Annotated in this window: 16 protein-coding genes; 5 read left to right on the top strand and 11 right to left on the bottom strand. The window is 57.9% G+C overall.

The genetic code is table 11. The features are described 5' to 3' along the window. The first annotated feature begins 359 nt into the window (after positions 1–359). From RGB73_RS06460 to RGB73_RS06445, 4 genes are all read left to right on the top strand, one after another. Positions 360–1,073: a FadR/GntR family transcriptional regulator gene (locus tag RGB73_RS06460; protein ID WP_310770196.1), complete on the top strand. Its 714-nt coding sequence runs from the start codon at positions 360–362 to the stop codon at positions 1,071–1,073. 62 nt (positions 1,074–1,135) lie between these two features. Beyond that, positions 1,136–1,852, top strand: coding sequence for a (Fe-S)-binding protein (locus RGB73_RS06455; protein ID WP_310770194.1), 717 nt, complete (start codon positions 1,136–1,138; stop codon positions 1,850–1,852). A gap of 13 nt (positions 1,853–1,865) precedes the next feature. Further along, positions 1,866–3,293: a LutB/LldF family L-lactate oxidation iron-sulfur protein gene (locus RGB73_RS06450; RefSeq protein WP_310770192.1), complete on the top strand. Its 1,428-nt coding sequence runs from the start codon at positions 1,866–1,868 to the stop codon at positions 3,291–3,293. Continuing rightward, on the top strand, positions 3,290–4,012 hold the full coding sequence (locus tag RGB73_RS06445) for a LutC/YkgG family protein (protein WP_310770190.1): 723 nt from the start codon (positions 3,290–3,292) through the stop codon (positions 4,010–4,012). Before RGB73_RS06450 ends, RGB73_RS06445 begins: the two co-directional genes overlap by 4 nt. Positions 4,013–4,127: 115 nt before the next feature. Here RGB73_RS06445 and RGB73_RS06440 read toward each other — a convergent pair whose 3' ends face one another. Further along, the gene (locus RGB73_RS06440; protein ID WP_310770189.1) at positions 4,128–4,307 is read right to left on the bottom strand and encodes a hypothetical protein; all 180 of its coding nucleotides are present in this window, start codon (positions 4,305–4,307) and stop codon (positions 4,128–4,130) included. 212 nt (positions 4,308–4,519) lie between these two features. Between RGB73_RS06440 and RGB73_RS06435 the strand changes: the two genes are divergently transcribed. Next, positions 4,520–4,867, top strand: coding sequence for a YkgJ family cysteine cluster protein (locus RGB73_RS06435; RefSeq protein WP_310770187.1), 348 nt, complete (start codon positions 4,520–4,522; stop codon positions 4,865–4,867). On the opposite strand, the gene RGB73_RS06430 is transcribed toward RGB73_RS06435, so the two are convergent. The 10 genes from RGB73_RS06430 to RGB73_RS06385 form a co-directional block, all read right to left on the bottom strand. Continuing rightward, entirely contained in the window at positions 4,864–5,394 is a 531-nt protein-coding gene (locus tag RGB73_RS06430; RefSeq protein ID WP_310770185.1) for a GNAT family N-acetyltransferase, read from the bottom strand. The two genes, RGB73_RS06435 and RGB73_RS06430, sit on opposite strands and share 4 nt — an antisense overlap. Positions 5,395–5,419: 25 nt before the next feature. Further along, entirely contained in the window at positions 5,420–6,301 is an 882-nt protein-coding gene (locus RGB73_RS06425) for a MetQ/NlpA family ABC transporter substrate-binding protein (protein WP_310770183.1), read from the bottom strand. Between the two features lie 40 nt (positions 6,302–6,341). Then, entirely contained in the window at positions 6,342–7,010 is a 669-nt protein-coding gene (locus RGB73_RS06420) for a methionine ABC transporter permease (protein WP_310770181.1), read from the bottom strand. Next, entirely contained in the window at positions 7,007–7,792 is a 786-nt protein-coding gene (locus RGB73_RS06415; protein WP_310770179.1) for a methionine ABC transporter ATP-binding protein, read from the bottom strand. Before RGB73_RS06415 ends, RGB73_RS06420 begins: the two co-directional genes overlap by 4 nt. Next, positions 7,786–8,952: an amidohydrolase gene (locus RGB73_RS06410; RefSeq protein ID WP_310770177.1), complete on the bottom strand. Its 1,167-nt coding sequence runs from the start codon at positions 8,950–8,952 to the stop codon at positions 7,786–7,788. The genes RGB73_RS06415 and RGB73_RS06410 overlap by 7 nt, the downstream gene beginning before the upstream one ends. Positions 8,953–8,988: 36 nt before the next feature. Further along, a complete protein-coding gene (locus RGB73_RS06405; protein ID WP_310770175.1) occupies positions 8,989–10,350 on the bottom strand; it encodes an LLM class flavin-dependent oxidoreductase in 1,362 nt (453 codons plus the stop codon). A gap of 115 nt (positions 10,351–10,465) precedes the next feature. Further along, positions 10,466–11,308 (bottom strand): MetQ/NlpA family ABC transporter substrate-binding protein, encoded by an 843-nt coding sequence (locus tag RGB73_RS06400; RefSeq protein WP_310770173.1) that lies wholly within the window; start codon positions 11,306–11,308, stop codon positions 10,466–10,468. Between the two features lie 38 nt (positions 11,309–11,346). Then, positions 11,347–11,997 (bottom strand): methionine ABC transporter permease, encoded by a 651-nt coding sequence (locus RGB73_RS06395; protein ID WP_310770171.1) that lies wholly within the window; start codon positions 11,995–11,997, stop codon positions 11,347–11,349. A gap of 2 nt (positions 11,998–11,999) precedes the next feature. Next, positions 12,000–13,019 (bottom strand): methionine ABC transporter ATP-binding protein, encoded by a 1,020-nt coding sequence (locus RGB73_RS06390; protein WP_310774167.1) that lies wholly within the window; start codon positions 13,017–13,019, stop codon positions 12,000–12,002. Between the two features lie 106 nt (positions 13,020–13,125). Further along, entirely contained in the window at positions 13,126–13,383 is a 258-nt protein-coding gene (locus RGB73_RS06385; RefSeq protein ID WP_310770169.1) for a glutaredoxin family protein, read from the bottom strand. Positions 13,384–13,624: the final 241 nt, after the last annotated feature.

Genomic DNA, 13,624 nt, shown 5'->3' with positions numbered 1-13,624 from the left:
ATAAGAAAAGCGTCGGACGGGAGCGCGGGTGTCCCCATTGCCAGCGGCACCTGGATCAACCGCCCCTCCTTTGCCTTTGAGAGGTATACTACCGTCACAAAAGGTGCACAGATCACTTGAGGTCATCAGATGTCTGTTCAATTTGACGGCCCTTCCTGAAATCCTCCTTATCCCCCCGCAAGCATTTACCCTCCATCCATACCAGCCTTGATGCTTCTCCTTTTTCGCTCAACCAGCGCCCTTTTGCCAGTCCCCGGACTCCTGCTCGCCGTTGACAACTTCTGGATCCATTCGGTAGTATTAGACCCAAGAAATATATGACTCATCAGATGACTGCAAAGAAATTGGTGAATGCACAGATGAAGGAAACGCCGCAATTCAAGGTTCGCAAAACATACGAAGAAGTGGCCGACTACCTGAAAGACCAGATCATGAACGGAGCGTACAAACCCGGCGATCGCCTCCCGTCCCTCCGCGAATTCAGCGAGCTCCTGGGAGTGGGGCAATCGACCATCCGGGAGGCGATCAGCGCCCTCAAAACCATGGGGCTTTTGACCATTCGCCATGGCGAGGGCACATTCGTCACCCGTTTCGACCCGGAAGAGGTCCTGACCGGCTTCGAGCCGATCCAGATGGTCACCGAGGAAGACATTTTGTCCCTGCTGGAGGCGCGCAAAATCATCGAGACCGGCATCGTGCAGCTCGCCTCCGAGCGGCGGTCCGAGGAAGATTTGCGGCGCATCGAGGACGCGCTCCGCGAAATGGAAGCCGCCGTCGCGGCCGGAGATCTGGGCAAGCAAGCACAAGCCGACTGGAATTTTCATTACGCCATCGCCAGCGCCTGCCACAATGCCGTCCTGGAGACGTTTATGCAATCCGTCTCCGAAATGATGCGCAAGACGCTGAAGGCCAGCCGGGAAAAGCTGTTTCAGTCGAAGGGAACCCCGGAGAGGCTCCTGACCGAGCACAGGGATATTTACATGGCCATTGCCAACCGCAATTCGAAAAAAGCGGAAGAATCGATGCTCTACCATTTGCTCGGCGTGGAAAAACAGGTGTTTGATCAGGCGTGAACGCAAACGCCGTTTTTTCGCCGTCAGTCATCAGATGACATCATCACAGGGGGTGGAAGATTATGAAAGTCGCATTGTTTGTTACCTGTCTGGTCGACATGTTCCAACCGAATGTAGGGAAATCAACCGTCGAGCTCCTCGAACGCCTGGGCTGCGAAGTGGACTTTCCACCGTCGCAAGTCTGCTGTGGGCAGCCTGCTTACAACAGCGGTTACGTCGCCGAGGCTAAAGAAGCGGCCAAAAACATGATCCGCGCTTTTGAGGATGCGGCGTATGTCGTGACCCCTTCCGGCTCGTGCGCTACCATGTTTGCCGAGTATCCGCATCTGTTCAAGGGCGATCCGCAGTGGGAGGACCGAGCCCGGGCGCTCGCCCAAAAAACGTACGAGCTGACGCAGTTCATCGTGGAAGTCCTCCGTGTGACAGACGTCGGCGCAAAGCTGGAAGGTGTCGCGACCTATCATACCTCCTGCCACATGACACGTCTTTTGCAGGTGCAGGACCCGCCGTTCGCTCTTCTGTCCCACGTCGAGGGGCTGAAGCTGGAAGCGTTGCCACATTCGCAAAATTGCTGCGGCTTCGGGGGGACCTTTTCCGTGAAAATGGGTCCGATCTCGGAGCAAATGGTGGATGAAAAAGTAGAAAGCGTGATGGAAACGGGGGCAGACTACCTGATCGGCGCGGATTGCGGATGCTTGATGAACATTGGCGGACGCATGGAGCGTCTGGGGAAAAAGGTCAAGGTCATGCACATCGCCGAAGTGCTAAACAGCCGCTAGGGGGAGAGATACGATGTCACTGAAAATCAGCGAAGAAAAGTTTCACGATCGCGTCAGTCAAGGAATCCAAGACCCCGTGATGCGCAAGGCCGTCTCCTCCGCGCAGGAACGCCTGCACACCCGGCGTCTGGCCGCCGCCGATGAGCTCGGCGACTGGGAGCAGTGGCGCGAGCTGGGCGAGCAAATCCGCCAGCATACGCTGGAAAACCTCGACTACTATCTGATGCAGCTCAGTGAAAATGTGTCCAAGCGCGGAGGTCATGTGTTCTTTGCGCGGACGAAGGAAGAGGCGGCCGCCTACATCAGAGAAGTGGCCGAGCGCAAAAAGGCCCGAAAAGTCGTCAAATCCAAGTCGATGGTGACGGAAGAAATCAACATGAACCAGACGCTCGAGGGCATCGGCTGCGAAGTGGTCGAGAGCGACCTCGGGGAATACATCCTGCAAATCGACGATCACGAGCCCCCGTCCCATATCGTCGCGCCTGCCCTCCACTACAACAAATCGCAAGTCCGCGACGTTTTTAGCGAGAAGCTCGGCTACGAACACACCGAAGATCCGTACGAAATGACCAAATTCGTCCGCGGCATTTTGCGGAAAAAATTCGTAGACGCGGAAATCGGAGTGACGGGCTGCAACTTCGCGGTCGCAAATACCGGCTCCATCTGCCTGGTGACCAATGAAGGAAACGCCGACCTGGCAATGGCCATCCCCAAGACACAGATTGCCGTCATGGGCATGGAACGCCTCGTCCCGACGATGGAAGAACTGGACGTCCTCGTGGGGCTGCTGTGCCGCAGCGCAGTGGGCCAAAAGCTGACGAGCTACATCACGGTGGCAGGTCCCTCCGCCCCGGGCGAAGGAGACGGACCGGAGGAATTCCATCTGGTCATCGTGGACAACGGCCGCTCGGAAATTTTGGGTTCCGAATTCCGTCCGGTTCTGCAGTGCATCCGCTGCGCCGCCTGCGTCAACGTATGTCCGGTCTATCGTCACATCGGCGGCCATTCGTACGGCTCCATCTATTCCGGTCCGATCGGAGCCGTCCTGACTCCGCTCCTCGCCGGCTATGACGATTACAAGGAGCTGCCTTACGCATCCAGCCTGTGCGCGGCGTGCACCGACGCCTGTCCGGTCAAAATCCCGCTGCACGAGCTGCTGCTGAAGCACCGTCAGGTCATCGTGGAAAAAGAAGGCCGGGCTCCGCTGGCAGAGAAGCTGGCCATGAAAATGTTTGAAATGGGGGCATCCTCGGCTGCACTCTACCGGCTCGGTTCCAAGCTCGCTCCTGCCGCCGCCAGTCCTTTTACCACCGGAGAGCGCATCTCCAAAGGGGTCGGGCCTTTGAAAAACTGGACAGACATCCGTGAATTTCCGGCACCTGCCAAGGAACGGTTCCGCGATTGGTTTGAAGACCGCAAGAACAAGGGGGGACGCGCATGACTCAGGAAAAAGGGACAATCCACCACCGCGATGCGTTCTTGGATCACATCGCCGGAAAGCTCGGGCGGAAGCGACGGACAGACGGTGTCACCCGTCCCGTCTGGAAGCACGACGTCAACCGGAATGCGATGCGGGATTTGAGCGAGGCCGAGCTGCTGGAAGTCTTTAAAGCGCAGTGCCGAAATATTCATACGACGGTGCTCGAGACAGACCGGGAGCAGCTGGCTGGCGTCCTCAAAAAACTGGTGGCGGAAAATGGCGGTGGGCCGGTGATCAGATCCCGCGACCCGCGCTTTGATGAATACGGCTTGACCCGTCTGCTGACCCAGGAATGGCCGGAAGAACACATCGATGTCTACGCATGGGACCCAACGAACCGGGAGCAGAATCTGGCCCAAGCGGAACAGGCGAATTTCTCTCTCGTCTTCAGCGACTATACGCTGGCCGAGTCCGGTACGGTCGTTGTTCGCTCCCATGCAGGACAAGGACGCGCCCTTCATTATCTGCCTGCCCGCTACATCGCCATCATCCCGCGCCATACGCTCGTACCGCGCATCACGCAGGCTGTGCAAGACTTGAACGCCCTCGTGGAAAAGGGGGAAATCCCGCCTTCCTCCATTCATTTTATTTCCGGCCCCAGCAATTCGGCCGACATCGAAATGAATCTGGTCGTCGGTGTGCACGGGCCGCTGCAGGCGTATTACCTGGTGGTCGGCTAGCGTCTTCCCATACTCAGCGTGAAAATGCAAAGGGAGCCCTCCCCGGTATGGGGATCGGCTCCCTTTTGACGGCCTGGCGACAGGCATGCCGTTTGGAACGGAGCACCTCCGTCCTCTACTTGCCTTCCAGCATGTATCTGTCCTTCTGCTTCGCGACGTTTACCTCCGTCATCATTGTACTTTGCAGCACTTGGTTCATGAGCTCTTCCCGCACCTCTTCCTCACTTGTGAGATTGGCTTGCTCAGGCTTGGACTGGGAAGAGTGAAGGAGCGAATCAGCAATTTTCTTCTTCATGATGCCTCCGATGATCGTTTTTGGTTATTCTTTCTTACCGGTCCGGATCGCATTCATCGGAATTGCTTGATCCACCCATTCGCATAAACATTGACAAAATTTAATTTTTGTGGTATAGTTGGAAATTAAATTATTTACATAACCTTCCGATCCCTCCATAATGTTTGGTGAGAACTCAATCTGCTTACAAACATGTTGGAGGGGTTGTCGTTTTGACGGATACATTACCTTGCGAAGGCTGCAGGGGCCTGTGCTGCGGCCCTGTCCCGATCACCGAAACGGAACGGAAAAAAATACAGAAGAAGGTCAAATCCATGCCGCGGAAGCTGCGCGAAGCTCTGGAAAACCAGCTCAGACTCCCGGGAACGTGCATTTTTTACGATCTCGATCGGGATCGCTGCGGCATCCATGACGCCCGACCGGACGTTTGCAGACGCTTCGGCTATCACAAAGACCTCGTCTGCTTCCGCGCACCGCAGCTGGCTACGAAAGAAAAAGTCACGCTCGCGGATCGGCCCATCGGATACCTCAGCATCGATTTTACCTGGAAGCATTTTTAGGCGATACCCGTTTGGAGCAGGTCCAGCCAGTAGCTCTTGACGTGGGCCTCCCCGTTGAAAAAGTCCTTGTCCTGCGCTCGCTTGAAGCCCAATCGTTCGTACAGCTGCACGGCCGCTTCCATCATGTCTGTCGTGTGCAGATGCAAGGTGTCGGCGCCGGCCGCCCGCGAGCGCAGGACGCTTTCCCTGATCAGCCGGACAGCAATTCCCTGCCCTCTGGCCTGCGGCGACACGGCCAAAAAACGGATGATCGGGGAGTGAATCTCCAGCTCCGGACGGCCGTACGCCTCCTCGGACGAAGCAAAAAGCTGCACGCTGCCGACGATGCGGTCTCCTGACTCCGCCACGAGAAACGCAATCGCCCGCTCACCTGCCGCCGACATTTTCATCTCCTCCTTGTACCGCTCCCACCTGGCGGGTGACATCAGCCGCTCATATTGTTGATACGCTTCGATCAAATGCTTCTCCAGCTGCTCGCGATCTCGCGACGTCGCGTCCCGAATGGTCAAGCACGTTTTGGCATTCACGTCGATTGTCCTCCCTGCTCGCGAATTAAAAGGCAGGCACTACGGCCACCCCGTATTTGTCCTGGATGAACTTCTTCACGTCCGGGCTGGTCAAGGCAGCGTCCAGCTTTTTGATCTCGTCCCGGTTCTCGTCCCCTTTGCGAACGACGACCACATTGGCGTAGGGCGAATTCCCCCCCTCGCGGAACAAAGCGCTGTTCGGATCGATCTTGGCTTCCAGCACCACGTTCGTGTTGATGACCGCGCCGTCCAGATCCGGCAAGGCACGGGGCAAGGTCGCCGCCTCCGCTTCGACGAACTGGAGCTTTTTCGGATTTTCCGCGATGTCCTTCGGCGTCGCCTCGTACGTCGTCAGCCCATCCCTGAGCTTGATCAAGCCTTGCTCCTGCAGCAGCGTGAGCGCCCGGAATTCATTGGAAGGGTTGTTCGGTATCCCGATTTTCGCTCCTTCCTTGAGATCGTCCTTCGTCTTCCATTTATCCGAGTAAAATCCGATCGGCTCGACGTGCACTTTGGTCGTGACGGCGAAGTCATATCCTTTTTCCGTCTTGACCGAATCGAGGTACGGGACGTGCTGGAAGTAGTTCGCATCGATCTGCTTGTCGTGCAGCGCAGGATTCAGCTGTCCTTCGTCATCGAGCACGACGACCTCCAGATTGACCCCCTGTTCCTTTAGCTTTGGTTTGACAAATTCCAAAATCTCGGCATGGGGCACAGGAGCAGCCCCGACCTTAATTGTGACCTCTTTGGGCTCCGGCGCAGCCGTCTGTCCCGCACTGTCCGTTTGGCCGGCAGCATTCGCCGGCTGCCCTCCACCCGCCGCTTCATTGCCGGATCCGCACCCTGCCAGAAGCAAGCCTCCGCTGAGCATCAAGGCGTACCATATCGCGAGTCTGTTCCTCTTCATACACTCCACTCCCTTGCTTGACTTTCGCTCTTTTTGAGAATTACTCGTACTTGTACCGCTTTTTGTTGATCGATTTGGCGACCCGGTCTCCCGTCCACTGAATGAATTGGACGAGCAAAATGATCAACACGACTGTCGCCAGAAGGACATCTTCGCGGAAGCGCTGATAGCCAAAACGGATGGCCAGGCTGCCAAGCCCGCCCGCACCGATCGCTCCGGCGACCGCCGTAAATTCGGTGATGCCGATGATTCCGATCGTGACCCCGCGGACGAGCGCAGGCAGCGCCTCGGGAATCAGCACACGGAAGATGATTGTGAAAGGCGTCGCGCCGATGGCCAGGGCCGCCTCGATCTTTCCGGCGCTAACCTCCTTCAATGAGTTTTCGATGATCCGTCCGAGGAAGGGCGCCGCGCCGATGGAGAGCGAGACGATAGCGGCGGTCGGCCCCAGCGAGGTGCCGACTATCAGACGCGAGAGAGGCAGCAGGAGGACGATCAGGATGATCAACGGGAGCGACCTCACGCTGTTGATGGCGGTGCCGATCACCTTGTTCAGCCTCGGCCGTGCGAGAATGCCGCCCTGCTCCGTGACGACGAGCGTGATCCCGAGAACGATCCCGATCGCCAGGGCGAACAGGGATGACCAGAACACCATGTACAGCGTCTCCAGAAGGCCCTCCCAGAGCAATTCGAGCAGGTCGTCTCTCATATACCCGCCCCCACTCCTTCCATCACGCTTCGCTTTTCGCGGTAATGATCGAGAATGCCCACGAACCGTTTCGCCGTGTCGCTTCTAGGCTGCAGGAAAAACTGCTCCACGTTGCCGGTCTCCACGATCCTCCCGCCTTCGAGCACGGCCATGTTGCGACAAAGATGCTGCAAGACGTCCAGCTCGTGGGTGATGAGCAGAATCGTCAGGTTCAGCTGGCGGTTGATCTCTTTCAGCAGCTCCAGAATCGAATACGTCGTCTGCGGATCGAGCGCGGAGGTAGCTTCGTCGCTGAGCAGCAGGTCCGGCTCATTGACCAAGGCCCTGGCGATGCCCACCCGCTGCTTTTGCCCTCCGCTGAGCTGGAACGGATAGACATTTGCCTTGTCGCCGAGCTGGACGAGATCGAGGATCTCCCGTACCCGCTGATGAATGTACGTCTTCGGGTGTCCGGCTACCTCGAGCGGGAACGCTACGTTTTGAAACACCGTCTTGGCGTCGAACAGATTGAACTGCTGAAAGATCATCCCGATTTTTTGCCTGGCGATCCGCAGCTCTCTTTCGTTCAATCCCGTCATCACCTTGTCCCCGATCACGATCGAGCCCGTATCCGGCTCCTCCAGACGGTTGAGGCAGCGGATCAGCGTCGATTTGCCTGCGCCGCTAAACCCGATGATCCCGAAAATGTCGCCTTTTTCGATATGCAAATCGATGTTTTGCAAAACGGGAACGGCCCCTTTTGCCGTTTTGTACGTCTTGCACAGGTTGTGAATGGTTACCATTCGCTCCCTCCCTCCAGAGCGGCGCTGGCCGCCTCCGCAAAGTAGAGCACGCTTGGCACCAGTGCCCGCTCATCGACGGTAAATCCGGGATGGTGCCATTCGTTTTTTCCGGACGTCCCCATGAATACGAATGAGCCCGGTATTTTCTCCTGGTAGTAGGCAAAGTCTTCCCCCGCAGGGGACGGCGCCGGTGTGACGACCTGCAGCCCTGCTCTCTCAGCCGCTGCTATCGACAATCGACTCAGGGCTTCGTCGTTTCTGACGGCGGGCGGGCCTTCGAACCACCGCAGGCTGATCCTGGCGCCGTAAGCTGCGGTCACTCCTTCGATGATGCGCGTAAAGTGTACGGGAATTTGCCTTCGCACCTCCTCCTGGAATGTGCGCACGGTCCCTCCCAGCACGACTTTGTCCGGGATCACGTTCCAGGCGGCTCCTCCGTGGATGCTGGTCACGCTGACGACGGCATTGTGCAGCGGGCTGACATTGCGGCTGACGATCGTTTGCAGCGAGGAGACGATCTGTGCGGCGGCCACGATCGGGTCGACGCCGGCCTCGGGGATCGCCGCGTGCGTCCCTATGCCTTCGACCTCGATGTCAAAGCCGTCGACCGCCGCCATAAGCGGACCTGCCTTAATCCCGACCGTCCCTACCTGCATGTCGGGCTTGTTGTGCATCCCGAAGATCGCCTGTACGCCGTCCAGCGCCCTGCTCTCCAGCATTTTGGCTGCTCCCGTCCCCTTTTCCTCGGCAGGCTGGAACAGGAAGCGAACCGTGCCTTTCAGCGTTTCCTCCCGGGATTTCAGCAGGACGGCCGCTCCCAGGACGACTGCGGTATGAAAGTCGTGCCCGCACGCGTGCATTTTTCCCAGGTGACGCGACGCGTACGGCAGCCCCGTCTCTTCCTGAATCGGCAGAGCGTCGATGTCGGCGCGCAGCGCGATGATCGGGCCTGCCTTTTTGCCTCCCACCTCCGCCACTACGCCGGTCTGCAGCGGAAGATCGAGCACCCGGATGCCGGCCTCCTCCAGCCAGCCGCGAATCGCACGGGACGTCTCCTTCTCCTCCCAGGCTACCTCCGGGTATTGGTGCAGGTGCCGGCGGATGTGAATGAGCCTCGGCTCCAACTCCGCCGCAAGCTGTCTAAATGCTGCGCTTCCCATCTTGCCCCTCCTTCTTTTCGCGTACAGATACGCGCCTTACGATTCTGCTCTAGTCAGCTGCCCTTCTCTCGCTTTTGCCGCAAAACGGTTCGCCGGCCTCGCCAGCCCCAAATGCTCCCGCAGCGTATCGCCTTCGTAGTCGAGCCTGTACAGCCCGCGCTCCTGCAAAATCGGAATGACTTTGTCCACGAAGTCCTCCAATCCCTCAGGAAGAATCGGCGCGACGAACATGAATCCGTCCGCCGCTCCTTCCGTAAACCATTTTTCCAGGACATCCGCGACCTGTCCCGGCGTGCCCACGAGCTCCCGGTTCACTCCCCCCTCCAGCAAGGCGTACAGCTCGCGCAAAGTCGGGTTTTCCTTCCGAATCAGCTCGGTCATCCGCTCGAAATGGCTTTGAATGCCGTTGTCATGGGGAAACTCCACTTCCGCAGCAGGGGTGTCCAGCGTGTATTTGCTGAAGTCGACCTTGCCCAGATAGCCGGACAAAAACCGCAAGCCTTGCTCCGGCAAAAGCAGATCGTCCAGCCGCCGCTGGATGGCTTCGGCTTCCTCCTTCGTATCTGCGACGATGGGAGAAATGCCTTGAAGAATATGCAGCTGGTCCGGCGTACGCCCGTAGGCGGCCAGCTTTCCTTTCAGACTTTTGTAAAATTCCTGGGCCTTGGCAAAGTCTTTGACATGGGAAAAGACGACCTCTGCCGTACGCGCCGCCAGCCGCTGCCCGGGCTCTGAGGCTCCCGCCTGCACAATGACCGGCTGGCCCTGCCTGGACCGGCCGATGTTGAGCGGACCTTGCACCGAATAGTAGCGTCCTTTGTAGTTCAGGCGGTGCATTTTTTGGGGATCGAAATACACGCCGCTTTCCTTGTCCTGGACGAACGCATCGTCTTCCCAGGAGTCCCACAGCCCTTGCACGACATCGATGAATTCCTCCGCTCTCAGGTAGCGTTCGTCGTGGTCCACATGAGCTTCCCTGCTGAAATTGCGACCGGTTTCCCCGGTAGCGTCGCCCGTCGTGACCATGTTCCATCCGGCGCGCCCGCCGCTGATGTGGTCGACCGAGGCAAACAGCCGGGCCAGGTTGTATGGCTCGTGGTACGTAGTGGAAGCTGTGGCGACCAGTCCGATCTTCGATGTCGCCCCGGCCAGCGCCGCGAGCAATGTCGTCGGCTCGAAACGGTTCAAAATATTCGGGTGGGAATTTTCATTGACGGCCAGGCTGTCGGCGATGAAGGCGATGTCGAACTTCCCCCGCTCCGCCGTCTGCGCGAGCTTTTTGTAGTATTCCAGGTCGATGCTGGCACTGCGCTTCGCCTCGGGCAGTCGCCAGGACGCCACGTGGATGCCCGTTCCCACCAGGTAGGCGGAAAGATGGATCTGCCTCTTTTGCGTCATCGGTTCTCCTCCTTTTTTATGGGCGACGTATCCTTTCATCAAGGCTCGGGCTGGCTCTGCCTGATCTACACCCGCTCCGCCAAGCGTGCGCTCGCCGGGCCAGCCCCCTTCGCTTTTACGGCTTGCTGGCAAACGCGTCTTTGAAGTTTTTCAATTCGTCCACAGTGACTTGCGTCGGAATGTAGTTGCCTTTGTACGTCTGCGTGATGAAGTCCGAAACTTCCTTGGCCTGATAGATTTGCACGAGCTTTTTCAGGTCTTCCCGGTTTTCGTTTTGCTTCGTCGTGGCGATCACGTTGATGTACGGCTTCGCAGTCTTGCTTTCGTGGAAAAGGGAATCTTTCAAAAGGAATCCCGCTTCGACGGCCACGCCGTTGTTGATGATGGATGCCGCGACGTCCTTCATGACGCGCGGGGTATTGGCTCCGTCAACCGGTACGATCTCGAGCTGCTTCGGATTGTCCTTGATCTTGTCCGCGCCGCCGAAGCCGTCAAAGTTGTCCACGACCCGGATCAGCCCGGCTTCCTGCAGCAGCAGGAGAGCGCGACCCCAGTTGGAATCGTCGTTCGGTACGGCGATTTTGGCGTGGTCCGGGATATCCTCGATCTTTTTGTACTTGTCGGAGTAAATGCCCAGCGGTGCGATGATCGTCGAGCCGATCGGTACGATGTCCGACTTGTTCTTCTGGTTGAACTGGTCCAGGAAAGCGACGTGCTGGAAGGCGTTTGCGTCGATGTCTCCTTCGAGCAGCACCGTGTTCGGATTGACATTGGCATTCAGCTGCACCAGCTCGATGTTCAGTCCCTGCCCCCTAGCCTGCTCCTTGACGAAGTCCCACGTCCGGCTTTCCGAGCCGCGAATCCCGATTTTCAGCGCGCGGGAGCCTTCTGTTTTCCCGCAACCCGCTGCCAGACTTGCTAGGATGATGAGCGATAAAAATAAGACAAATTTCTTCATGGGTGTCTCTCCTGTCTCTTTTTCAGTAGCGTAAGCGGTTATCTCCGGCGGATTTTGCGGGCCAGGCGGTTGCCCAGCGACTGGATGCCCTGCACCAGCACGACCAGGATCACGACCGTCGCCACGATGGTAATGGTGCTGAACCGCTGGTAGCCATACGTGATCGCCAGGTCGCCGATGCCCCCGCCGCCGACCGCCCCGGCCATTGCCGTCGCGCCGATAAGGCCGATCGTGGCAGTCGTGATGGACAGCACGAGCGATCCGAGTGTCTCGGGAATGAGAAAACGGAAAATAATTTGCAGCGGGGTCGCTCCCATCGCCTCTGCCGCCTCGATGATACCCGAGTCCACTTCCAGCAGCGAGTTCTCCACCAGCCGCGCAATGTACGGCCCCGTGTAGATCACGAGCGGCACGATGGCGGCGGTCGTGCCGATGGATGTCCCCACGATCAGACGCGTCAGCGGAATGATCGCCACCAGCAGGATGATGAACGGCACGGACCGCAAGACGTTGATCACCGGATTTAGCAGCGAAAAGACAACCTGATTTTCCAGTATGTGGCCCTTCCGCGTGACGACGAGCAAAATGCCCAGCGGCAATCCGATGATGGTCGCGAAGACGAGCGACACCCCCACCATGTACAGCGTCTGATAGACAGCTTGCAGAATTTGCTCCGAACTGACTTCCATCTCTACGAAATCTCCTTTACTGACACATTTTGCAGCCGGATGAACTGATGCGCCCGGGCGATTTCCGCTTCATTTCCCCCCAGCTCCACGATGAGGCTGCCAAACGGCACGCCCTGCAGCTCGGTGATGCTGCCGGACAGGACGCTGACTTCCGTCTGAAACCTCTTGGCCACCTGGGAGATGATCTGTTGGCCGGAGCGCTCTCCGACGAAATGGATCTGGAAAATACGGGATCGCCCGCGCCTCGCTTCCAACGCTTCGTAGACGCTGGGCGGTATGTCGCCCTTCATGACAGACCGAACGAAGCCCTGGGCCGTCTTGGTCTGCGGATTCGCGAACAGGTCCAGTACGTCGCCCTGCTCCACGACCGAGCCTTGCTCCATGACGGCGACCCGGTTGCATATCTCTTTGATGACGTTCATCTCGTGTGTAATCATCAGGATCGTCACGTTGTACTCCTGATTGACCCGCCTGAGCAGCTGCAGGATCGATTCGGTCGTTTGCGGGTCCAGCGCCGATGTAGCCTCATCGCTGAGCAGGATCGAGGGATTGGTAGCCAGCGCCCGGGCGATTCCGACGCGCTGCTTTTGCCCGCCGGACAGCTCATCCGGGTAGCTCTTTGCTTTCTCCGACAATCCGACGAATGACAGCAGTTCCCGGACCCTCTCCTCTACTGCCTTTTTCGGCGTCTGGCTCAGGAGAAGCGGCATGGCGACATTGTCGAAGACGGTCTTGGACTCGAGCAGATTGAACTGCTGAAAGATCATGCCGATCTTCTTTTTCACGCTCCGCAGTTCCCGAACGGACAGGGCGGTCAAGTCTTTGCCGTCCACGATGACTTTGCCTGCGGTCGGACGCTCCAACAAATTCACCGTTCGCAGCAGCGTGCTCTTCCCCGCGCCGGAATATCCGATGACGCCGAAGATGTCCCCTTTTTGTACCGTCAAGGTGACGCCATCCAATGCCCGGACCCGCTTTCCTCCGCTTTCAAACGTCTTTTCCACCTGCAAAAACTCGACCATGCTTTCCTTGGCTGCGCTTCTCGGCACGCCTCCGCTCTTCGCTAGGGAAACATCTGGCTGTTCCAGAATGCTCGGCTCGATTCCCATACGCCCTCCTCCTCGACTCTCATTGGTTGGTCAGCAGCGCTTCGAGGCGATCCAGCTCATTGTGCAGCAGCGCCTCGTACTTGCCCTCTCCGCCGATCTCCACGACGGGAATCAGCCGCGTCCCGTACTTGACCTCCAGCACATCGCGCAGCACGTCCTTGCCTTCCACATCGATCCATTCATAAGGGTGTGCGTTTGCCTCCAGCACGGCTTTTACATTCGCGCAGAACGAGCACCCGTTTCTCCCCCATACCACCACTTTTTGCTTTGCAGACATATTCGTTTCTCCCCCTCCTGTTTTTTCCGGCGTCGCCCGAAAACAAAAAGACCCCCTGCCCGCGCATTCCATCGCGAAAGCAGGAAGTCTCCAGTGGTCTGGTCGACGACCTTTTTAAATCTTATCGGATTACTTGGTATTGTATCCCTCGCTTCGCCGTTCGTCAACGCTTTTTCTTTTCGTCCTTCTCGGGAAAGACGATTGACATTTCTTCCCTGTGCCGATAAAATCCAAGTAAACA

Origin of the sequence: Brevibacillus brevis (genome assembly GCF_031583145.1) — a bacterium.
Lineage (GTDB): Bacteria > Bacillota > Bacilli > Brevibacillales > Brevibacillaceae > Brevibacillus > Brevibacillus brevis_E.
This window is presented reverse-complemented; position numbering and strand designations above follow the sequence as displayed.